Annotated in this window: 22 protein-coding genes; 7 read left to right on the top strand and 15 right to left on the bottom strand. The window is 64.3% G+C overall.

Annotated elements, in window-relative coordinates; translation table 11 throughout:
* Positions 1–206: 206 nt before the first annotated feature.
* Positions 207–1,085, bottom strand: a complete 879-nt coding sequence (locus tag AWC31_RS11870; protein ID WP_085144450.1) for a DUF2637 domain-containing protein — start codon at positions 1,083–1,085, stop codon at positions 207–209.
* 601 nt (positions 1,086–1,686) lie between these two features.
* Between AWC31_RS11870 and AWC31_RS11865 the strand changes: the two genes are divergently transcribed.
* Positions 1,687–3,636, top strand: a complete 1,950-nt coding sequence (locus AWC31_RS11865) for a hypothetical protein (RefSeq protein WP_085144449.1) — start codon at positions 1,687–1,689, stop codon at positions 3,634–3,636.
* A gap of 27 nt (positions 3,637–3,663) precedes the next feature.
* Here the strand turns inward: AWC31_RS11865 and AWC31_RS11860 are convergent, their stop codons facing one another.
* Positions 3,664–3,918: a hypothetical protein gene (locus tag AWC31_RS11860; protein WP_085144448.1), complete on the bottom strand. Its 255-nt coding sequence runs from the start codon at positions 3,916–3,918 to the stop codon at positions 3,664–3,666.
* A gap of 127 nt (positions 3,919–4,045) precedes the next feature.
* Here AWC31_RS11860 and AWC31_RS11855 point away from each other — a divergent pair, with 127 nt between their 5' ends.
* A complete protein-coding gene (locus AWC31_RS11855) occupies positions 4,046–4,372 on the top strand; it encodes an ArsR/SmtB family transcription factor (RefSeq protein WP_374214052.1) in 327 nt (108 codons plus the stop codon).
* Between the two features lie 106 nt (positions 4,373–4,478).
* Here the strand turns inward: AWC31_RS11855 and AWC31_RS11850 are convergent, their stop codons facing one another.
* The 7 genes from AWC31_RS11850 to AWC31_RS36815 all read right to left on the bottom strand — a co-directional run bounded on the left by AWC31_RS11850 (position 4,479) and on the right by AWC31_RS36815 (position 11,429).
* Positions 4,479–5,129, bottom strand: a complete 651-nt coding sequence (locus AWC31_RS11850) for a hypothetical protein (protein WP_085144489.1) — start codon at positions 5,127–5,129, stop codon at positions 4,479–4,481.
* A complete protein-coding gene (locus AWC31_RS11845; RefSeq protein WP_085144447.1) occupies positions 5,126–6,109 on the bottom strand; it encodes a ParA family protein in 984 nt (327 codons plus the stop codon). The genes AWC31_RS11850 and AWC31_RS11845 overlap by 4 nt, the downstream gene beginning before the upstream one ends.
* 1,589 nt (positions 6,110–7,698) lie before the next feature.
* Positions 7,699–8,301, bottom strand: coding sequence for a hypothetical protein (locus tag AWC31_RS11840; RefSeq protein ID WP_085144446.1), 603 nt, complete (start codon positions 8,299–8,301; stop codon positions 7,699–7,701).
* A 19-nt stretch (positions 8,302–8,320) separates the two neighbouring features.
* Positions 8,321–8,587: a hypothetical protein gene (locus AWC31_RS11835; RefSeq protein WP_085144445.1), complete on the bottom strand. Its 267-nt coding sequence runs from the start codon at positions 8,585–8,587 to the stop codon at positions 8,321–8,323.
* Positions 8,588–8,926: 339 nt separating this feature from the next.
* On the bottom strand, positions 8,927–9,544 hold the full coding sequence (locus AWC31_RS11825) for a hypothetical protein (protein ID WP_085144443.1): 618 nt from the start codon (positions 9,542–9,544) through the stop codon (positions 8,927–8,929).
* A 210-nt stretch (positions 9,545–9,754) separates the two neighbouring features.
* Positions 9,755–10,231: a DNA-binding protein gene (locus AWC31_RS11820; protein WP_085144442.1), complete on the bottom strand. Its 477-nt coding sequence runs from the start codon at positions 10,229–10,231 to the stop codon at positions 9,755–9,757.
* Positions 10,224–11,429 carry an XRE family transcriptional regulator gene (locus tag AWC31_RS36815; RefSeq protein ID WP_110775041.1) on the bottom strand — a complete coding sequence of 402 codons (1,206 nt, stop codon included), beginning with the start codon at positions 11,427–11,429 and terminating at the stop codon, positions 10,224–10,226. Before AWC31_RS36815 ends, AWC31_RS11820 begins: the two co-directional genes overlap by 8 nt.
* A gap of 174 nt (positions 11,430–11,603) precedes the next feature.
* Here AWC31_RS36815 and AWC31_RS11810 point away from each other — a divergent pair, with 174 nt between their 5' ends.
* Positions 11,604–12,107 (top strand): hypothetical protein, encoded by a 504-nt coding sequence (locus AWC31_RS11810; protein ID WP_133060151.1) that lies wholly within the window; start codon positions 11,604–11,606, stop codon positions 12,105–12,107.
* A gap of 1,034 nt (positions 12,108–13,141) precedes the next feature.
* Here AWC31_RS11810 and AWC31_RS11800 read toward each other — a convergent pair.
* Entirely contained in the window at positions 13,142–13,474 is a 333-nt protein-coding gene (locus AWC31_RS11800) for a hypothetical protein (protein WP_234816823.1), read from the bottom strand.
* A gap of 99 nt (positions 13,475–13,573) precedes the next feature.
* Here AWC31_RS11800 and AWC31_RS11795 point away from each other — a divergent pair, with 99 nt between their 5' ends.
* Positions 13,574–13,933: a thermonuclease family protein gene (locus AWC31_RS11795; RefSeq protein WP_133060149.1), complete on the top strand. Its 360-nt coding sequence runs from the start codon at positions 13,574–13,576 to the stop codon at positions 13,931–13,933.
* A 192-nt stretch (positions 13,934–14,125) separates the two neighbouring features.
* Here AWC31_RS11795 and AWC31_RS11790 read toward each other — a convergent pair whose 3' ends face one another.
* Positions 14,126–14,734: an adenylate/guanylate cyclase domain-containing protein gene (locus tag AWC31_RS11790; RefSeq protein WP_234816830.1), complete on the bottom strand. Its 609-nt coding sequence runs from the start codon at positions 14,732–14,734 to the stop codon at positions 14,126–14,128.
* Positions 14,734–15,366: a methyltransferase family protein gene (locus tag AWC31_RS11785; protein ID WP_234816822.1), complete on the bottom strand. Its 633-nt coding sequence runs from the start codon at positions 15,364–15,366 to the stop codon at positions 14,734–14,736. Before AWC31_RS11785 ends, AWC31_RS11790 begins: the two co-directional genes overlap by 1 nt.
* Before the next feature lie 115 nt (positions 15,367–15,481).
* On the opposite strand from AWC31_RS11785, the gene AWC31_RS11780 reads away from it, so the two are divergent.
* Together AWC31_RS11780 and AWC31_RS11775 are read left to right on the top strand one after the other, a co-directional pair.
* Entirely contained in the window at positions 15,482–15,850 is a 369-nt protein-coding gene (locus AWC31_RS11780; protein ID WP_085144486.1) for an ArsR/SmtB family transcription factor, read from the top strand.
* Positions 15,847–17,793 (top strand): heavy metal translocating P-type ATPase, encoded by a 1,947-nt coding sequence (locus AWC31_RS11775; protein ID WP_085144437.1) that lies wholly within the window; start codon positions 15,847–15,849, stop codon positions 17,791–17,793. Before AWC31_RS11780 ends, AWC31_RS11775 begins: the two co-directional genes overlap by 4 nt.
* A gap of 40 nt (positions 17,794–17,833) precedes the next feature.
* Here AWC31_RS11775 and AWC31_RS37830 read toward each other — a convergent pair whose 3' ends face one another.
* From AWC31_RS37830 to AWC31_RS11765, 3 genes are all read right to left on the bottom strand, one after another.
* Positions 17,834–19,318, bottom strand: a complete 1,485-nt coding sequence (locus AWC31_RS37830; RefSeq protein WP_234816821.1) for a tyrosine-type recombinase/integrase — start codon at positions 19,316–19,318, stop codon at positions 17,834–17,836.
* 350 nt (positions 19,319–19,668) lie between these two features.
* Complete coding sequence (locus AWC31_RS37825) at positions 19,669–20,181, bottom strand: hypothetical protein (protein ID WP_234816820.1); 513 nt, start codon at positions 20,179–20,181, stop codon at positions 19,669–19,671.
* Between the two features lie 29 nt (positions 20,182–20,210).
* The gene (locus AWC31_RS11765) at positions 20,211–21,437 is read right to left on the bottom strand and encodes a tyrosine-type recombinase/integrase (protein ID WP_085144436.1); all 1,227 of its coding nucleotides are present in this window, start codon (positions 21,435–21,437) and stop codon (positions 20,211–20,213) included.
* A gap of 13 nt (positions 21,438–21,450) precedes the next feature.
* Here AWC31_RS11765 and AWC31_RS11760 point away from each other — a divergent pair, with 13 nt between their 5' ends.
* Entirely contained in the window at positions 21,451–21,750 is a 300-nt protein-coding gene (locus AWC31_RS11760; RefSeq protein WP_085144435.1) for a thermonuclease family protein, read from the top strand.
* Positions 21,751–21,883 lie beyond the last annotated feature (133 nt).

Here is a 21,883-nt window from a genome sequence, read left to right as displayed (position 1 = left end):
GCAGTTCTATTGGTGTGAACGCTATGAAGCGTTTGCCAGTTATGCGACAGCCGTCGACCACGAACTTCCAAACACCCCTCGGCCTGACTCCACACCCGAAAAACGTATCGCGCGCAAGATCTCGTCAGATGTTGCGCGCGATAGCCATTGGCGATGCAGTGGCGGGCATCCCGCCGTCTCGTGCCCCTGCTCCGCCAGGTCCTTGGTCAGCCGGCCGCCTCTGCGGCCATACCCACCCCGAGCAGGGCAGAGACCTCGTCGCGCACCCTGCCCACCACGTCATGGTGCCGGTCGACCATCCTGCCGATCTCGCGCAGCTTCAACGGCGGTTCGGACTGGAACAGCAGCCGAACAATCTCCGCGACATCATCCTCCGGATAGCTGGTCAGCTTGCCGCCAGCCTGAATCCGCGCCGCCACCGCGCGCGACAACTCCGCCACTCCGCTGGCTGAACTCACCCCGACCGTGTCAGCAACGGCCACCGCCATCGCGAACTCCTCATCCTCGGGGCTGAACGCCCACAGCCGCGCCAGCAGATGGGTGCATGCCAGCAGCGCGATCGGTGGGATGCAGGACATGCCCGCCCCCAGCCACAACCCCGCCGACACAGGCCCCTGCGCCTGGCCCATCAGGTGAGGCAACAACGGATGAACGAAGTTGGCCCCCATACTGACCACTGCTCCGAACCCCAGGACGCACCACGAATAGACCACGTTGGCCTTCTGCCCGGTGTATCCACCGAACGCGACCAGAGACATCGTGGCGACGATGATCATCCCGTCGACGATCAGTGGCCACAGCCACGCGATATACCAAGGCCAGGCGAGCTGGGAGGCCATGTCCCACAGCGAGTAGAACGACAGACCGAACGACCCGCACGCGATGAACACGGTCACGGCGACCGCGCTCTTGCGGGCACGCCGAAGCATCAGCAGCTTCTCGGCTGCTCGATCGGCCTCTCCCTTGGCCGGCCCAGTCGGCGCATTCTCCGGCGGTGTTGGCGCCGCGGACTTGGCGAGTGAAGGCGGAGCCGGTTCAGCCGCAACGTCGGGTGCCAGTGAGGGCCGCTCATCGAGGAGGGTCATTCGGGCTTCCTTTGCATAGCTTGGATCTCGACTCGAAGTGTCAGTTGCAACCCACCGCTTACGCGACAGCCAAAACAAGATTCGCAAGCACTCGCGTGGTGGTCCGAGGTGAGTTCGGGTCGCCGAGTTCACCTCGCCGATGCTCGAAACGCCGACATCAAAGAGCCACGCGGAGCCGCCAGGACGTCGGAATCGAAGCTACGTGCTGACCCGTTGTCGACAATCACGGGCATGACCAGCGTGTCTGACCGGTTTAACCGGCGTTTCGTGCCAAACTCTGCATCAACACGAGCACCAGGAGGCACGCCTATCACTTCACAATGCGTCGAGCGCGACACCCAGCGTAAGACGCCCCAGGGTCAAAAGCCAGAAATCCCCGCCGAAGCGGGGACATCCGAAACCTGAACTGAAGCGCCAACTTCCGTTCAGGCGACCCGTAACAACCGAATTCTCTGACACCGATTTTGGGGCCGACCACAAAGGCTGGCTCCAGGATAAAGGACACCCTTGTGAGCCGCAATGAACGACACTCCATTGCAATACTGGCGCTGGCAGCTCGGCCCAATCGGCCCGGCCTGCAACCCATTTCCGTAACCAGCCCGTGACTACGGCAGTCCTCGCAGCCGATCTCAGGCCGGCGACCTGCCCGCCGGAGCTCGTGTGGAAACGGCTGGCGCGACTCCTTGCTGCGCCCGGGCGCAGCCGGATGCGTCTGTGGAACCCCGAAACGGGGAAGTTCAGCGACACCGCCAAGCACTGCGAGCGACTTCCGAGCCGGCCTGCCGCGCTCTACCTCTACACACGTCGTCGAACCCACACACTCTGGTTGGACTTCGATGCCAAACTGCACGGCCCCGCGGCCGTTGCCGACGACCTGGCCAGAGCAGCCGAATGGATCACCCAATGCGGCGGCGTGGTCGTCACCGACCGATCCAGCAGCGGCGGCCGGCACTTGATCTGCCCATTGGCCATCGGGACGTCGGCGTCACTTGACGAAATGAACCACCTGGTGCGGCTTCTCGCCGCCCGACTCCCGACCCTCGACATCACCCCGAACACCAACGCCGACACAGGGTGCATGACTCCGCCGGGATCACCTTGCCGCGAAGGTGGCTACCGACAGCTCGACGGAACCTTGGAGGCCGCAGTCGAGGCCTTCACCACCCGATCCGAGCCCACTCTCCTGCCGCGGTTGCTGATGCTCCTCGGCGCCCTGAATCCACCCGTTCGCTCCACGCCTGCAACGCAGCCGGCAACCGCCGCAGCCGAATACACCGTGGGCGCCGGCGACGACCAACGAATCAGCGCACCCTACGTCCGCCACGACCCACTGCCAGCCGACGTCGTCGCCTACGCCACCGACGGGACCATCAATCCGGCGCGCCGCACATGGCAGTCCAACCACGAGGCCCGCCAATCCGTGGTTGTCAACGCCATCGCCCGAGGCCACAGTCTGGCCACCTTGCGCGAGATGATCGGACCGAACGGTCCATGGCGACAAGGACTCGGATCCGCCTACACCCGCTACGACCACCGCGGCGATCAGGCCCTCACACGCGATGTCGCCAAAGCATTCGACTGGTTGATCAACAACGTCTTAAAGTCCTCTCCCCCGCGGCACAAGACTAAGAACTCACCGGGGGGATACACCCCAGGACCGCGCGGACCGAAGGATCTTCGGGACTGGCTTGCCAACGCAATCGCCTGGGCCGACCGTGAATTCGTCGGCAAGCGCTATCGGTGGACAGTGCACGCCGTTCTGCAGAGCATCGCTTTCTACGCTGTGATGGCCGGAGACCAACGATCAGGCACCTGGCTGGTAGGTGTCGGCGGCCGCTCTCTCTCACTAAGCTCGGGGCTGCTGAGCGAAGACACCATCTGGCGTGTCCTGGCAGACCTTCGGGAAAGGGCCGGTGCGCCACTAGTTCTGGTCAGGCACCACCTTGGAACTGACGCCGACGTGTACGCTCTGACCACCCAGAATCGCGTGACAAATGACGCTGCGGCCGGTGAACGCATTCGCATCGAGCCGGTGCACGACGCCTGGATCGTCCTGGGCCACCACTTGCGTCGAATCTACGAACTGGTCGCCCACCACGGGCTGACCAACAAGGCCGACATCTACGCGGCGGCCGCGGTGCCTAGAGCGACCGGCGACGCCATGGTGAGCGATCTGGAAGTGGCCGGCTTACTCAAACGCGCCGGCCGAGGTGTCGTCGTGCGGGGGCCCGTCGAGCTCGACGCGATCGCCAACAGTCATCAACTGGGCAACTACCGCGCTGCTCGCCTGCAACGCCATCAGGCCGAAAGGTCCGCCTGGAAGAAGTGGCTCGACGAACGCGAGCAAGCCCGTAGCGGCGAATCCCACATCGGAACCCAAGAAACACTGGCCGGAGCCGCGCGCTCCGCCGGTCTCGACGAGCACACCGAACGGGCTTACCTGGATCTCACGATGTGCACCGGTCCCCCACCTATGGACAACATCGATATCGAGCGAGAAGCCATCGACATAGTCGCCGACCTGCTGGGTGGCCGGATCCTCGCTGCGTAGAAAAATGGGCTGACTCGGCTGATGCCCTCAGGACGCGTTGGCCGGCTCCAGAATCACGCCGTTCTTCTCGCAATACTCGTGAGCCTGCTTGATGAGCTCGGTGACGAACGGTTCGAGCAGCACCGCGACCTTGACGCCCTGGGCTTCCGCGAGCTTGGTGAGCGCTTTGTGGTCGAGTGCCGTGACCCGTTTGGCCACAATCTTGTCGCTGGCACGAGTCTCGTTGTGCCGCCAGTCCCTCCGGCGACGTGGCGCCTTGGCGACGTCCGGTGTGTCCGGCATGTGCGCACTCCGTTCAAAGTCGCGATACTGCGTGTAATACCGCTCTGAACAGGCATTACACGATCTGTGTAACAGAATATCAGTAACATGGAACCTGTAACAGAAATCCTGTAATAGCATGTCAGGCGTGTCGTCGTACGCCCAATCCGAGAGAGTTCAAGAGCTCTCCCGGGTGGTGTTCGGCCAGAAACACCGACTCGCCGTCATGGCGGCGATCGCGCAGAGCGACGGCCTGGTTAACCCCAGCGACCTCGCCGTGGAGCTCGGATTTAACGCGCAAAGCGCTATCCAGCAGCCACTCAAAGACCTCACCGCGGCCGGCCTGATCACCCGCCAAGACGGCATGGGCCGCGTCTACTACCGGCGAAACCCGCACACACTCTGGGACGCCGCCATCGAATTGCTCGGCCAAGCCCTGGCCGTTGACAACAGCTCGGAGACCGTCGACAAGTGATGCGCCGCCGGCCAGGCGGCGCATCACTGCGACCGGTGAGATCTGCGACCGTCAACGACTGGCTCGCATGGTGGAGGCGGCCTGCAGGCCGCAGGATCCACATCGCTCAATGAGCGGTCGCGTCCTTCTTGCCGGGCAGGAACGCGTTGAGGACAGGCGCAATCCACGTGGACCGGGTATCGAAACCCAACTTCTTGCCGATCTGGTCGATCACCGCCTCCTGCTCCGGTGTTGGGCTGAACGAGATCTGCGAACTCCCACCACCCAGATAACGCACCGCGGAGGGATCAGCAGGGAACAGGTCGTTCACCGGCGCCGTGCTGTACCGCGACTCCTGGATGATCTGGTCAAGCTTGCCGGCCTTGTGCATGGCACTGATCGCCTCCAAGACCACCTGCAAATTGGTCGATTTGTTGTCATGCCGATACTTCTCGAACCGCTTCTTCACACCCGCGGTCACATACACCGCCGAAGCTGGCTTGGTGCGCGTACGGGGCCGGCCCGGCTTGCGCGGGGCCGGTGCCCGTGTAGAGGACAGCGGCCGTATCGGTGTCACCACCTCGTCCTCCTCGGACGTTTCAGCCGTTCCTGCCGGCTCAAATGTCTCCGCTGCATCTACTGGATCAACATCGTGCTGGGGCGGTGGCGCCGGAGTCTCATCGAGGAGACCGGACAGGCCGGCGCCGCGTACTGGTGGGGCTGTGAGGTCGCCGAGATCCTCTGCCGGCAGTTCTTGTCGAGTCAGGTTGTTGCTCACGGCCACACTCCCTTTTCCATCATCTCGGCGCGCATCTTGGCACCACGCGTGAGTATTTCCTTTGTCAGTTTCGCGAAGTCTTCTGCCACCAACTGAGTCGTCGTGCTCACCACCGGCGCGTTGGCGGCCGTGCCCTTCTTCAGTTCCCAATGCTTCGGGTTATTGACGATTTCCTTCTCCAACTCGTGAGCCAGGCGCCCGTACTCGGGAACCTGCTCACCGACCGCCTCCGAATGACGGATGAACGAGGTCAACATCACCTCGCCGGCCTTCTGTCCGAGATCCCGCGCAACATTCTCCTTCGTCTTCTTGCGGATCGCTGTCGCGTTCGTCCCTGAGGCGAATACAAAGCAGCCCAACAGGATCAGGTATGGGTTGTGTTCTCTCATCGCACGGAAGTCCCCGGCGAGCTCACGCAAACCCGTTCGCGATAAAGCGTCGGTTTTCATCGGGACGACCACAAATCTTGCGGCGCAGAGTGCCAGCTGGAGCAGTGTCTGGTTCTCCGGAGGTGAGTCGATGATGATCAAACCGTACGAATCGCTGATCTCCTGCAGCGCCAGCGCAAGCGACATCAGGACGTGCTTTGCAGTGTGCGGATTCCCCATCTCGGCTGACAGCACGGGCGTGATGCGCTTGACGAACGGGCCACCCGGAACCACGTCAAGGTTGGGCCGGACATTTCGAACCGGAGTCAGCCGTGCTCCGGCGGTGATGGCGCTGAACAAGTTCCGGCCGTGGTCGTTGGCTTCGGTATTGGCGAAACCCAAGATGGTCGCCACGTTGCCCTGGCCGTTGAGATCGACCAGGAGAGTTCTTGCTCCATCAGAGGCGACAAGTGCTGCCGCGTGAGTCGAACACGTCGTCTTGCCGACCCCTCCTTTGCCATTTCCGAATAGATAGACCTTGCCTAAACGTCGCCAATCGACTGCGGGTTCTGCAGGCCCAGATTCATCCCAAGCGGCTACGCTGCTAGTCATGCGGGCGCCTCACTCTGCGAGTATCGGGGGTTCTGCGCGCCTGCTGAACAGCACCGCCGAAGGTGCCGCACACCATGCACGCTCATGGTTCACAAAGTCTAAGGCGGCCAATGCGACACGCCAGGCGATGCCACGCACGCCTCAGCGCATGACACCGGGCCAAGCCGCCAATCAGTGCCCGGCCATCACCACCTGTACGTCGATCTGCAGCAAACGTGGCGATGATCCCCGTCGGGCCGCATGCGTGATGCCGCGTGCGAACCTCGATCCCGGAGCACGTAACCCCGTCGACGCGTGTACGCGCTTGTCGTCAAGCTGTTGGCCATGGCGTCGCGCGAGCATTTGCGCCCACTCGCAGGCGCACACGGCATGCAGTTCGGTGCATGATGGCCTGCCATACCGAGTGCAAACCCCCATGTCAGGTCACCTGTCACACCCCGTTACGCATGCGGCTGGATACCTGACTCAATACCTGACTAGGTGCCAGGCTGCATACCTTGCTGCAGGTATGGCCACATATGTTGCGCGATACCGTGAGGGCTGGTCGGATGTCCACCTGCGTTCGCGTTTGGCGGCACCCGATGCAGGGAGCCGTGGTGGATAACAGCTATCGCATAGGACACCGCGCAGTGACCGCAATCGTTGGTCAGGCTGCCCATCGGGTGGCACCAGAAATATTTTTCACGACACGGCGTGTCGCGTGTATCGCGATGTTGACCAACGCTGCTCGCGGAGCGTGGCGCGGCACTCGAACGGCAATGTCGAGAATGATCCGTCATCGGCCGTGCGGACCAATGTCGCCATCCACGGTCTCCACCGCCCGCTATCGGATACTGACTAGCACGAGCGCGACAGTCCACGCTCGCATCGCTGACCAGACTGCCGGGCCAATCCGCCTGCCAATAGGAGGCGATATCGGCTTGTCCGTGGCGAGCGTGGCGCAGCGTCATGCCACGCATCGCAGTGGATGCACTATTCGGTTACCCGTCCGTGCCAATGCTCGGTACCGCGCCGGTGTGCTTACATGTCACGCCGTCCCGCAACGTATTCCGTTGAACATCACAGCGGCGGTATCCCCACCAGTGTGCCGAGAGACGCGGCACACCATGCAGTTTGGAATGGGGATCGCAGCCTGTAACGCAACGCGTGCCCGCGCACGACAGCCCATTGTGCGCACCGCCCGCTGAGTAGGGGAGCGGCTCCGCGAACCCGCGCCGCCGAATACCTCCCACCAGGCCTTTTGTCGGAAGTGTGTACCCCGCCGGAACCTGGAACACACAAGAATGGGCTCTGGTATCCGCTCAGGCGTTTCGGAGTGCTCGGCGGGTGTTGCCTATAGCTCAGCGTGATGTTGGGGCCTGTACGTGGCCGCCAGACTGTTTTTGCAGGTGGCTGGATCCGCGACGTGTGGTGATATGCGGGGGCTGTCCGGTCCGAAACACCGGTGAGCACGAAGCTCCTGCACAGGGCAGACATCGACGGTGGGGTAGGGGAGTGGTCCTCGCGCGGATCCGTGCTTCGGGTCGGTTTCGGCCGCGGCAAACCCTTAACAGCCGGAGACCGGCAACTCAGGACAGCCGGCGCACGAGCTACGTGACCGAGCGCCAGATCCCGCGTGCTTCGAGTTGCGGCTGCACCAACGCCACGACGTCGTCGCCGGCGATCTCGTATCGCGTCGCTGTGAGGCCGTCGTTGTCCGGCAATTCGGCGTACGGGTGTGGTCCTGGCTCAGCGGCGTCCAATCCGTCCCGCAGCGCCTTCGCCAACGCTCCGATGACTGGCCACGCGCGTTCCAGTGCGCGGGACCAATCCGTTTCCCTCTCGGGGATGCTGGAATCGATCTTCGCCATTCCGTTGTAATAGGCGAGATCGCCCGTCCGGCCGACGCCTTCCAGGAAGGCCGCTCTGACAGCCATGCGGAACGATCTTCCGCTGGCGTCGGTGTCGTCCAAACCCTCAAGGGCAGGTTGCCGCCATTGCACGCGAGCCTCCGCCCACGGGCCCGCATAGAAGACAAACGCGGCCTGCACCGGCTCATCAATCACCCAGTCGTTGATCTTGGTATTGCCAGTGCCGCGGCCGGCCACAATGCAAGCCGACACCGGGCCTTCGAGATCGCCGGCGACCGTCATCAGCGCAGCGACGGCATGGCCGGCTTCATGGTGGGTGATCACCGCTTTCTCATCGCGCATACAGGCGCCCCCGCCTCGCTCAGTCGCCCGTCCTGGAAACCCATGTCTTGGTTTCCCAGTCCCACGCAGGATCCGGAATCGATCCCGGCAGCGGTACGACGACGGCGCCGGCAGCGGCGTGCTCATCGGCGTACCGCTGCGCCTCATCGGCCTCGTCTGCGGTGAAAGTCGCTGTCGCAACAGGATTGCCGGGGACGCGAACAAGGATCGTCAAGTCGCCTAGTTTCACGTCGCGGCGCTTCGGCGCTACCCGGACCCGCGGGTCGGCACCGGTCGGTTCACTCATCGCGTGCCGCCTGCAGCTGCCGGCACGACAGGACCGTCCGGGCGGACGGGGTGCTTGCAAGGTTTGCCCATGGATACATCTTCGCTCCCCGGTCTGACAAGCCACGACATCGAACCGGAGAAACACACCATGACCTGGGGCTAAGCGGTAGGCGTTGCGCTCACCGTGGGGATTGCTCCAGCGCGGTCCGCAGCGTGTGGAGTGTGGCGCCGGCCGGCGACCCAGCAGTTTGATATGCGGTCTTCAGGCGCGAGGACTCGTCAGGGCTGAGCGAGCGGCCGACGACTTGTTGGATCACGTGCGAGAGATCGACGAGGTCGTCGAGGTCCAACGCCGCGCTCACGACTTCGATCCGGACCGGGCTCGCATCGCATCGCGGCGCAGCGCCGCGGCGAGGTCGTCGTTGTCAGTGAGGTCGGCGACGGTGGTCAATGTCCGCGCAATCCGTGCAAGCATCGCCGGGGGAGCGGCCACCGGGCCAACGGTGTGATCGGACTGAATCAGGCCCACCAGCGACAAGAGCTGGGCGATCTCATGGATTCTGGCGCGCCGATCGGCATCGTCGATCTGTCGGAAAGTTCCGTAGAACTGGATGGCCTCGGCAAGGCCGGCGATGAGCCGGCCGAGGTTGGCCACGCTGATGTGGGCGGTCCGTGGAAGGTCAAACAGGTTACTTCCCGGCGCTTCGTCGGCGAAGGTGGACACGAGCTCGTCAGCGAGCTCGTCGAGAGTGTCGTCGTCGAGGTACTGCCGGGAGTTGCGCTCATCGATGCCGAGCTCGCGAGCGGTGGAGTGGTTTTGTTCTCTCAGAAACGATTCCGCGATCTCGACGGTCAGAGTCATCCCGCGCTTGCTCACGCGCTCCGTCAAGCCGGCCGCAGCTTCGCGAAGCCAATTGGGTGTTCGGTGGTGGCCGGTGGCCGGTTGCTCGGGATCGGTGCGCGGACGGTCAGTCATCGTAAGAGCCGCTCTCTCCAGTGGGTTGACGTGCGGTCTAGGGCTGGTCGCGTCGCGGCGCTCCGTGGCGGCGCGGGACGACCGTAGTGAAGATGTTGGGTCTCTCCAGCTTTGTTGCTTCCTCCCATGCCTTGTCTTTGTCGTCGATCCGGTCTGATGTTGTGGCCTCGCCGGTGTCTCGGTTGACGCTGACCACCCAGTAGCCGTCACTCATGGTTCTTTGCGGCCGTTGAAGGCGAGCGCGTCGAGATAGGCGTCGTGGTAGCGGACGATCGCCAGGCGTTCCAATGCGAACTGTTCCAATGCACTGCTGATGATCGGCTGCCCGTGGGTGAGGGTTGCGCCGCGTTGGTATGGCCAGTGCCCGAAGCTCATCAGATCGATCCCGAGGGTCTGTCGCGGTTGTTCACGTGCTTCGTTGATGTCGTTACCGACCGCCTCGAGTTCGGTTTCCAGGCGGCGCAGCATTGCCGCTGCGCGGCGAAGGTGGCGGTCGCGTTGTTCTTCGAGCAGCTTGACGCATTCGTTCCACGTTGGGATGGAGTCCCGTGGGAAGTACACATGGCCGCCGCGGCCGCGGACGACCTGGGGGAGTAGATCGTCGGCCGCCATGATCTTGAGGACGTCGACGGGGATCCCACACTGGTCTGAGGCTTCCGACAGCTTGGCGAGTTCGGGTTCATTCATCGGTGGATCCGTTCTCGCCGGCGAGGGCTGCTTCGGCCCGCTCCAGGGGTGTGCCGGGAAGTGTGTCAGGTGTTGGGGTTTCGGCGATCGCCGCGGCGATCGCCCGTTCGATCGCTCCGGTGGCCCACGCCTCAAGTGGGCTATCTGGGGCCTGGTCCCATGGGGTGTCGAGGTCGACCGAGACGGTCACCGGGACGGGCAGCTCAAGTGCCGTGAGACGTTCTCTGACGGCCTGGGCGAGCCGTTGCCCGTATTCGGCGAGTTCTTCGCGCTGGAGGGCTTCCAGGCGGTTGCTCAGTGTTTCTATGGCTGCTAGGGCGTCCTCGGTCGCTTGCTCTTCGGGGGTGAGTTCGGTGGGGTTCTCCCGTTCGGCCGCCATCGCTGCCTCGATCTCCTCGACCGTTGGGAGCGGTGGGGGAGGACCGTCGATGATCTCGACACCTAGATCTGTGTAGTAGGCCCGCATTTGCTCGGTGAGCTCGTGGCCAGGGTAGCTGTATGTATGGCTGGGCCTGATCGCGTTTTCGCGGCGTTGCAGTTCAGTCTCGGCAGCGTCGAATTCGTCGAACCACGCAGACGAATCCATATCGAACAGGATCCGTTCGGGGTGGACGACGACGTTGACCGGTTCGGTGCGGTGGCGCCACAGATCCCATTCATCGTGGCCCACAGCGGCATTGAGGGCATCGCGAACCACGTCGGCTTCCCAGGAGCCGGGCCGGCCTGCCAAGATCGCGTCAATGCCACCGATGTTGGCGGCCGCGCCGGCGAGAGCGGTGGTGACGAACGCGGCCCAATCGATCGGTATGCCATCGGCATCGAGGTCGGGTTCCCAAGAGCCATTGGTCTTTTGACGTACCGGCTGGTTGGTGAGTCTGGCGGCTTCGGTGAGCACTCGCACCGCGTCGTCGAGGACCACCTGGTACGGCCGTGCGGCGGTGCCTGAATTGCTGCCGGTGTCCGCGTAGCCGCTATCGACTAATACCGCGTCGAGCACTTCTCGATATGGCCGGCCGATCGTGACGGCCAACGCGTCGAGCGTGGCCCGCGCCGGCCATCCACGCACACCGTTGGAGCGCCACTGAGACAGGTTCGCCCGGGTCACGCCGGCCCGTCGTGCGATCTCGGCGTCCGTGACCTCCGGATGAGCATTCTTGTACCAGTCGATCAGATCGACCAAGCGACTGCTGGATGGCATTCACCCAGCATGAGGGGTATGCGCGACCCTGTCAATAGGCGCTAATCGCTGCCGTTAAGTGGCGCTTAACTGACATAAGATAGCTTATCGGATCTTTATTCAGGTCTGAAATCAGGTCGATATGTACGTCTACAAATGCACCTGAATACGAGTCATGGGTGGTACCGTCGCCTTATGGTCGTCTTGAACCCGACAAGAATGCGTTCGATCACCGATGCGAAGACGAAGTTCAACGCACTGGTCTCCGAAGCTCAAGCAGGGCAAACTGCGCACATCGTGTCCGGTGCGAATGTCGTGGCCCACCTGGTGCCGGCGACCGCCCGGATCATCGACGACGCCTACGTGCTGACGTCGATGCTCCAAGCGCTGGTGCAGCGAGAGGTTGACTGGATCGTCAAGGACTGCAAGAAGAATGGCGGCGAACTCTACAGCGCCGGCGGCATCATGGGCCGCGTCCTTGGCTGGGCCTGGCGCACCGACGCGGCTCTGTTCATGCAGATTGTCAGCGACTACACCGTGCGGTTGGCCGCCGGCATCGGTCGACCGGTGCGCGCTGATGAGATTCGGGCGCTGATCCGACAAAGCCTCCGCGAGGCTCTCACCGACGGCGAGATCGCCACGGCAGACGCCCACCTAGCGCGCAACTGGGATGAATGGATGATGTCCGACGTTCGCTAATCAGTCATTCCAGGTAGGAAGAATTCACGGCCTGGCGTCACGTGACAAAACTATCCAAATGTCATTCTAAGTGGGGGGAAATGGATACATCGGTAGAAATGTGGGCACTGGTCGGGAAGCTCATTGCACTTGTGGCAATACCGCACGCCGCCGCGCAAGGCTTGGCCAAGCTGGTAGCGATTTCCAATCGTCCCAGGTTCGTGGTTGTCGCCAAAACTATGGACGCTGCCACGTACGTGGCTCTCGCGCTCGTATCTGCAGACGTCGTACACAATTATCTTGTGGCTGCGCCTCGGAATCTCAGTAGTGCGGACATCGAGGAAGCTCGGAGAGCCATCACGTTGGGCTCGGCGATAGGGGTGTACGCATTGGTCTACTGCCTTGTGCTCGCAGGGTTAGCCGCGGTTCTAAAATGGGCGAATACCGTGCTTTCCACAACGGATCGTAAGGTCGTAAGATCGTCCCTCGGAAAGATTGCTGCTGTTCTATTTCCCGCCTGGAACTTTGCGCTTTACCCAATAGGCAGGGCGATCAATCAACATCCTGCGGACGGCCCGGTTCTTGCCGCACTGGTTCTATTCGGTCCGCCGCTGCTCGGCGTGCTTGCGATTTGGGGGGCTCGCATTTGGCTGCAGGCGCTACCAACGCCGGCGCCGGCGGCAGACGCCACCGACTAGTGAGACGTCTTGCGCCTGAAAGCGCGCGCTACGTCGGCAGAGGCAGCCACTCGGCCTGATCAGGCCAACGGCCGGTGTGGCGCTCGACTGCCCGCGCCATATCGCGCAACACACCTATTCCTGTTCGGAGGTGATCCCGCTCGGCCATCGGAGTGTCAACGTCTGACCGGTCGGCGAACCGGTCAACCGCATGTCGTAGCCGCCGAAAATCAGTGGCACTGCAACATGATTCGGCGGCAACGAGATCCCTTCGGAGGGTTTCGAGCATCCGGTCGCGGTCGCGAAGTCTCGTCATGGATGCCGACTGTAGGCGGATCGTGCTACTCCCACCACTCACCCTGCGCGCAGCACTGATGTTCATTCCAGCGGCGCGATGGTGTCGGCTTCGAGCCAGAGCTGCATCGTCGTGTGCTCGTGGCCGTTGCCGCTGCTGATCGGAAGAAGGCACACCGCGATCCAGGCGCCGTCGTTGGCGCGCCGGATCCATGCGATTTGGCGTCCGGGCATCCACGGCCCGCTGATCGAGTACCCGCCGGCCTTCACCCACATCGGAAGTTCGTCGCGACGCGGGCCAGCGCCCAGAGCGGGGAAGGCCTTGGCCGTGTCGATGCGAACCGGCCGGTCCACCAGGTGCAGGGTCCGGTACCCGCAAATCTCACCCGACCAGTCATCGAACACGCTATCGAACACACTTTCGAAGTATTCCAGCTTTCACGCGGTGCGTCGACATCCCCGATTGTCGCGGTTTGGATGTGGAATAACCCCAGGTCCAGGGCAAACAATGAGCCTATGGTCCTGATTCGGCGCGCTGTTGTCCTCGTGTTCGCTCTGGGTTGCTGCCTCCTGGTCCCCTCCTGCGCGCCCATTGTCGGCAACGCCGACCCCGCCGGTGGGACTAACGCCGCGGTGGTCCGAGTAGTCGACGGCGATACCGTCGACATCCGCCACGACGACCGTGGGCGACTCCGCATCCGGATCCTCGGTATCAACGCACCCGAGACCCATAAGCGAGGCTGGACGGTCGGCTGCTATGGCCCAGAGTCCGCCGCATGGGCAAGTGCGTTTCTCCCAGTGGGGCAGCGTGTTTCGATGGTGACCGATCCGACCCAGGGCCTCACCGATCGATACGGTCGCACTTATCTGCACTAGTCAAGGCGATTCATCGATGGACTGGCGTGTCTGCCGGGAGTGGGCGGAGCTATCGTGGGTCTTGGTGCGCGCGTTTGCGGGGTGGTGGCGAGCAGGATGCGGCTGGCGCGCGCCGTTCGGATGCCCCTTTCCGGGCGTGGACGATTTGGAAAGGTCGGGCCCAGCTGCGGGCGGGCTGGTGGCAGGTGACGGTCAGGCCGTGGGCGGTGAACGCGTCTGCCAGGCCGGTGCCCAGCACGTCGCGGGCGTGGGGTCGCTCGGCGACCCGCATATAGAGATCGAAGACGGCGCGGGCGGTGGGTGGCGGGTCGAGGTCGACGGCGATGACCTGGCCGCCCGGGCGTAGCACGCGGCAGGTTTCATCGAGGGCGCGGTGGCGGGTCTCTGCACGATCGCGGCAGTCATCACCGCGTCACCGGCGCCGGCCAGGGCGGTGATGCGGGCAGCGAGGTTGACCGCATGCCCAAAGTAATCGCCGCCGCGGCCGATGGCAGGCCCGTGGTGGATGCCGGCCCGTATCGGCAGAAATCCATCGGCACCGGCCACCCGGTCGGCCAGGACGGTCATCGTGGCCATCATCTGGTTGGGGGCGGATGCGGCCAGCATGACCGCATCCCCAATCGTCTTCACCACCTGCACCCCGGGCTGGAGGGCGGCGTGGGCGAGGTCGGCCAGCCGCGCCGCCAACCACGCGGCCTCCCGGTCGCCGCAGGCCTCGGTGAGCACGCTGTAGCCGGCCAGATCGACGAACGCCACCGTCACCTCAACCCTGGTGAAATCAATGGTGTTGTCGGGCAACATCACCGGCCCCGCATCGTCTGATGGTCACGGGAGCAGCCCAGGTGGGGAAGGAAGCGGCCCACCGCGGCGGTGTAGTCGGTGTAGGCGCGGCCATGGACCCGGCGCAAATAGGGTTCCTCCACCCCACGTACCTGCAATTCGATCCCGACGACCGCGATCACCAGCCCGGCGATCGCTACCAGGTTGGGCACCATCAGGGCCAAGCCGATCAAGGTGACCAGCAGCGCGGTGAAAATCGGGTTGCGCACAACCGCGAACGGGCCGGTGGTGACCAGCTCGGTCCGCTCGGTGTCGTCGACCCCGATCCGCCACGACTCCCCCAACCCCAACTGCGCGACCAAGGTCAGCACGATCCCGCCGGCCACAACCACCACGCCGAGGCCCTGCACCCATCCGCGGTCGAAAATATCCAGGGCGGACAGCCCGGCCAGAGCGGCGCCCGGCGCCCCGACCCCGACCAGCAGATATCCCAGGTCGGCGATCGCCAACGCCCACCATTCCAGCGTCGGCTCGGGGCGCCATCCGCGCCGGTTACCACTGTCACCGGTGCGGGCCAGCTGGATGCGGCGCCGCCACGCCCCGATCACCAGCATCAACACCACAAACAATCCCGCCGCGGCATACGCCATCATCACCGGCCCCCTTGCCTGTCCGGGATCGGCGCACCGAACACTCGGCATCGATAGCCGCCGATGTTGCCCGGTTTGACCGATCAATGATGCATGACGCTATCATCGTCGTGTGGCGATGAAAAGTGGTGTGGTCGGGACCCCGATGTGCGGGAGCTTGGATGCGGCGACGGCGTTGTTTCACAGCCTCTCCGATGGCACCCGGTTGGCGATACTGCGGCGCCTGGCCGTGGGTGAGGCCCGGGTAGTGGATCTGACCGGCGAGCTGGGGTTGGCGCAGTCGACGGTGTCGGCGCATCTGGCCTGCCTGCGCGACTGCGGCCTGGTCGACTACCGGCCGCAGGGCCGGGCCTCGGTGTACCGGCTGGCCCGCCCGGAGCTGCTGGAGATGTTCCGCGCGGCCGAGGCCGTGTTGGAGGCCACCGGCAACGCGGTCGCATTGTGCCCCAACTACGGCCACCCCACCCAACCGAAGGCAACCCGATGAGTGACGCGTGCGGCTGCGGCGACGACCGCGACGAGGACGAACGCGAACCCGAACGGCTCTGGGAGGTCAGCGAATTGCGCGCCGCCGCTGCGGCGGGCGTGCTGCTGCTGGCCGGGTATGTGGTCGGCTGGGTCGGCGGGCCCCGCCCGGTCGAGCTCGGCCTGTATGGGCTGGCCTTGGCGATCGGGGCGTGGACGTTCGTGCCCTCCACCCTGCGCCGGCTGGCCAAAGGGCAGATCGGGGTCGGCACGCTGATGACGATCGCCGCGGTCGGTGCGGTCATCCTCGGCGAGGTCGGCGAGGCCGCCATGCTGGCGTTCCTGTTCTCCATCAGCGAGGGCCTCGAAGAATACTCGCTGGCCCGCACCCGCCACGGCCTGCGCGCGTTGTTGTCCCTGGTCCCCGATCAGGCCACCATCGTGCGGGACGGCACCGAAACCGTCGTTGCGCCAAGCGAATTGCGGGTCGGTGACCGGATGCTGGTCAAACCCGGTGAACGCCTGGCCACCGACGGGGTGATCGTCTCGGGCCGCACCGCGCTGGACACCTCGGCGATCACCGGCGAATCCGTGCCGGTGGAAGCCGGGCCCGGTGCTGAGGTGTTCGCCGGGTCGATCAACGGCACCGGCATAGTCGAGGTCGAGGTCACCTCCACCGCGGCGGATAACTCGTTGGCCCGGATCGTGGCCATCGTGGAGGCCGAGCAGTCCCGCAAGGGCGAAGCCCAACGCTTGGCCGACCGGATCGCCAAACCCCTGGTCCCCGGGATCATGATCGCCGCCGCCGCCATCGCGGTGATCGGCAGCGTGTTGGGTGATCCGGTGGTGTGGATCGAACGGGCCCTGGTGGTCCTGGTCGCCGCCTCGCCGTGTGCCCTGGCGATCTCGGTGCCGGTCACCGTGGTCGCCGCGATCGGCGCGGCCAGCAAGCTCGGCGTCCTAGTCAAAGGCGGCGCCGCGCTGGAAGCCCTCGGCGCGGTGCGCACCATCGCCCTGGACAAGACCGGCACCCTGACCGCCAACAAGCCCACCGTCATCGACGTCGCCCCCACCGGCGGCGCCACCCGCGACCACGTGCTCGACGTCGCGGCCGCATTGGAAGCCCGCAGCGAACACCCCCTGGCCGCAGCGATTCTCGCCGCCACGAACGGCCCGGTCCGGCCGGCGCAGGATGTCGAGGCGGTCACCGGCGCCGGGCTCACCGGCCACCGCGATGGCCACCGGTTGCGGTTGGGGCGGCCCGGCTGGCTCGATCCCGGCCCGCTGGCCGATCAGGTTTCCGCGATGCAGGCCGCCGGCGCGACCGCGGTCCTCGTCGAAGACAACGACCAGCTGATCGGGGCGGTCGCGGTGCGCGACGAACTGCGCCCCGAAGCCCCCCAGGTCGTCGCGGCGCTGCGCCGCGGCGGGTATCAGGTCGCCATGCTGACCGGCGACAACCACGCGACTGCGACCGCCCTCGCCGAACAGGTCGGGATCGACACGGTCCATGCCGACCTGCGGCCCGAAGACAAAGCCGCCCTGATCGCTCAACTGCGCCAACAGCAATCGACCGCCATGGTCGGTGACGGGGTCAACGACGCTCCTGCCCTGGCCACCGCCGACCTCGGCATCGCGATGGGCGCCATGGGCACCGACGTGGCCATCGAAACCGCCGACATCGCCCTCATGGGCGAAGACCTACGCCACCTCACCCAAGCCCTCGCCCACGCCCGACGCGCCCGGCGCATCATGCTCCAAAACGTCGGCCTGTCCCTCGGACTGATCACGATACTCATCCCGCTCGCGCTCACCGGAGTACTCGGGCTTGCCGCCGTTGTCGCCGTGCACGAACTCGCTGAAATCGTCGTCATCGCCAACGGCGTCCGCGCCGGGCGCTCCAAACCCCTCGGCGAGGCTACGGCTGCGCCGGGCGGTGTTCGGGTCGCTGCGGCCACTCGCTAGCGAGCCAGACGTCAGAAGGGTGGAGCGTCGCTCCGGGCCGTCAGGATGTGTCCGGGACAAGGAGTTCCGGCGCTGCTTCGGTCAGGGCTGCCAGTCTCGCCGCCTTGCGGTCGGCGTGCTCGATGGTGATGCGTAGTTGGTTAACGTCGCCCAGCCACTGGTTCTTTTGGGCTTCGTCTACCTGGGCGCGCAGGTTGTCGCGAATCGCGTCGAGCCTTGCAGCCTGGGTCGGTTCGACTTCGCAGAAATCACATCGGAGGCAGGCGTGTTCGTGGGTGCAGTCCGATCCGTAGGGTCGGTGGCAGTTGCCGAGCGCGATCTTGCGCTGCCCGAAATGTTGGATGAATTCGTCCCATTCGGCTTGCGTGGGCTCACGGTACTCGGCCGACGGCCGCGCCTGTCTGCGGTTGTCGATAAAGCGGTCGTACGCCTCGAAGACATCCTTCTGATACACAGCGGTGTAGCCGCGGGTGACCTCGATGTTGTTGTGGCCCACAATCTGTGCGGCCAAGTGGATGGGAAAACCGGCGTTGACGATGTCGGTAATGAAGATCCGGCGGAAGTCATGGGGCGTGAAGTGCAGCGCCGTACCGTCGGTGTCCGTCAAAGCCATGTTGTTGGCGAGTTCGGACAACCATTTTCGGACTGTGCATTGGTTGATGACCCGTGACCGTCCACCCTCGCGGATCTGAATCAGATGCGGCAGCGGCGCCGACACCTGGCGTTCCTGTGTGTCGATGCGGCAGCACAGGGGGACGCGGCCGTCAATGCTGATGAACTCGACCAGTCGCGCCAAGGTGGTGGTCAACTCTGGGCTGCAGGGGAATATCCGCTCTTGATCGGTCTTGCTGGGCGCGATCTGTAGGAGCGGGATTACCGTGCCATCGGGCTTGCGGTACTGCTTGACGCTCAGATGGGTCAGTTCGAGCATCTCTTCGATCCGGATACCGGTGTGGCGCAGAATTTCGATGATCGTCCAGGTCATGAAGGCGCGGGTGACGGTGTAGGGGATGTCGACTCGCTTCTCCGTTCCATCTTGCAGGGCATTGATGCGCACCCGGTCGGCCTGCTTGCCCGATGCGTGTTTGATGTAGGTGCTTCCCTGCACGTCGAAGGGTTCGCCGACCGGCGCGGTCTTGGAGATGTCTTGCAACTTGATGGCCTGCAGATAGGCGCGGTGGGCTGCGGCGACGAGTGCATCGATGTGCGGGGCGAGCGTGCGGGTGCGTGCTTGCATGCGGTGCGCCCGCTGGGCCCGGCGCTTCTGCTGCCCTCGTACGTCGCGGATGCTGACCGGACATGAGACAGCCCAATGTGCCCACGTCGAGGGATCCTCGTGGGCCCAGGCGGCCACGTCGAGGTAGAAGCTGCGGACTGCTCCGAGGATGCTCTCGGCGTGGCGGCGCGGTGTGCCGTCCGGTTTGGTGCGCAACCACTCTTTCCACTCAGCTGCTTGAGCTTTGGTCAAGCTGATCGTGTCGATGCCGGGATTGGCGTCTTCGATGGGCTTCCAGAACAGCTTCACGAGGTTTCGGCTGGTGCCGTCGAGGCTGGCGTAGTCCTGGCCGACGGCGATCTCAGCGAGGTAGGCGATTAAAAGCCTGCGAACGCTGGGGGCTCGCACGTCGAAGCGGTCGACCAGTTCGGTGGGAGTGAGGCGTTTGGCGATGAGGTAACGCCGTAGATCGTCGGATTCGCCGGCGAAGAGTCCGCCGCGGCGGCCGTAATGCCACATGGCGTGAAGGTCGCCCGGCATCCTGCCTGTCGAGGTCAGAAAGTCTCGATAGGCCAACACATGGCGGCTGTGCAGCTCGGTGATCGGCAGTCCGTTGACGATGCTCATGCGTACCAGGTGGGTGACGGTTCGCCATTTCTTCACTTCGGGGGCGCCTTCCTGCTGCGCGGCGGCGAAGTAGCGATCCCAGCCTCTGGTTCGTGGGTGGTTGTCCAGTCGCGGTAGAAACGGGCCTGCTTGTTCTCGATCAGCCAGTCGTAGCCCGGGCGAATGACGCCGAGCAGAATGAGTGCGTTGATGGACAGCCGTGCTCCGAGCCGTGTGTGCGATCCTGTCGACAGGGCGGGACACCACGCCTTCGGCTGGTTGTCGGAATCGCTGGCAATCCAACGGTCTTGATAGCTTTCGCCGGCGTAGCCCTCCAGCCAGTCCAGCAACCTGCTCAGCCAGAGTCGGGCGCCGCTACGGGCTTCCGCCTCACTGCGGTACTTCTCACTCATCCGTGCCATCACCAGAGGAAGCCCGGCGGTGATGGTGCGCTCGCGCTCCGTGGCGGTGACGGGGTTTCCGAACCACGGATGGTCCTCGGGGGTCGGCGACAGCGGGGGCAACACCTCGACGGGATGGTTGGGGAACGCGGACGAACTCTGCATTGACTGTGCACGAGTGAGAACCCGCGGCATCAGGAGTCCCGCCCGAACAGCACGTGGAGGTCTTCTGCGGCATAGCCTTTCGCTGGGGCGGGTGGAGGTGCAGGTGGCCGGTTCCAGTGTTGGTCGAGTTTGTCGATCAGGTCGGTGACGCTGGGCCGCAGGTAGCGGGTGGTGCTGGCGATCGATGCGTGCCGCATCAGCTCCTGCATCTCCGCGATGGTCATGTTCTCGTCCTGGGCGAGACGCATGCAGAAAGTGTGTCGGAAATCGTGCATCGTGACGTTGGACCCGAGCAGCGCGTTACTGCGCTCGAGGATCTGGCGCATGGCCCAATAGCTCAGGGGCCGTGGAGTGCCCCGCAATGTCATCCAGACCGACTCTTCCGGCGGCCCTGCGGGGCGCTCAGCAAGGTAGCGGGCGATCCAGAGATACGCGGCGGGACTGATACGGACCAAAACCCGACTTCCATTGCCGCCCTTCGGGATTATGTCGGCAGTATGGTCGGCGGCGTGGAGCATCCCGCGTCGCATGCTGAGCAATTCACTGGCGCGCAGTCCAGAAGAAATCGCCGTAGCGACGATGGCGCGGTCCCGGTTGGTCCTCAGCGAGGTGAATATCTCCTCGTACAGGGCGTCGCTGAGAGCGCGCGGCGCACGGTCCACCAGCTTCTGCCGATACGGCGCACGCTTCTGAGGACGCGGATTATCAAAGTGTTGACGGTGCGCATCGAGCCGGGTGAGGTCGGCGCGCGATTTCGGTACCGGATTGATGAGTGGCCCCAGATCCGATTCGAGGGCGAACTCGTAGAAGCCGCTCAGCGAGGAGAGCCGGCGATTCATCGACGACCGTGTGTAGGAGGATTCCAGGTACGGCTTCCCGGTGCGCTCGTTAACAGAACCGGGAGTTGGTCTGTGACTATCCGAACTCGACGAGCTGCGTCGTCGTTGAGGATTCTCCCGGCACCGGTACCACCGCACCCAGTCCCGGACTTCGGCGCGGGTCGCATGCGCCCATGAAACCTGAAGTACGCCAAGGAAACGAGTCCAACTCAGGAGGTCGTACGCATACGCCCGCAACGTTGCGGGCGAGCAGTCGCTTGCATCGAGGTCAGCCAACCAGACATTGACATGGTCGACACCGGAACCCGACCCGTCCACCACTCGCCACGGCAGCGAGCCGGCGTCGCCGCGCAATACCGCACCCACCGCGGGCACATCGAGAGCTTCGACGGGTCTCGGTTCGATTCCATCGTCCATCGCAGCCCCCTGTATGGAACGGTCAATCTGCGTGGAGGTTAAACGCACCGACCGACAAGTTGAGCCTGCACCCTCCTGCGGGGCGGATCCCCAAAGTGCAGTTAACCGCACGCTTGCCTATCTTGATCTTCCTGATGGACGCGATTTTTCCGTGGAGTCGGTCCGGGCTGGCATGTCCCAGGTCGTCACCTACGGCAAGCGCCCGGTCCAGCGGTTCGCGGATCTCACCGCGGCGGAGAACGAGGCTAAGACCCTGCGCGCCGGCCTGTGGGGGCCGCCGTGCTTTGGCGCGACAGAATCGGTTCCCGAGTAGGCAGGGCGCCGTCCACCGGTGATCAGCTGGTCGTAGTGCGGTGCCGGCTGGTCGCGTCGAGCAGGTGATGTGACTTTTCTTGTGCCTTTTGCACTTTCCGATTGTGGCGGGTGGCTCGCCTACGCGCCAAGAC

Source organism: Mycolicibacterium wolinskyi, from assembly GCF_002101965.1.
Classification (GTDB): domain Bacteria; phylum Actinomycetota; class Actinomycetes; order Mycobacteriales; family Mycobacteriaceae; genus Mycobacterium; species Mycobacterium wolinskyi.
Note: the sequence above shows the minus strand (reverse complement) of the source record. Positions and strands in the feature narration are given on the sequence as shown.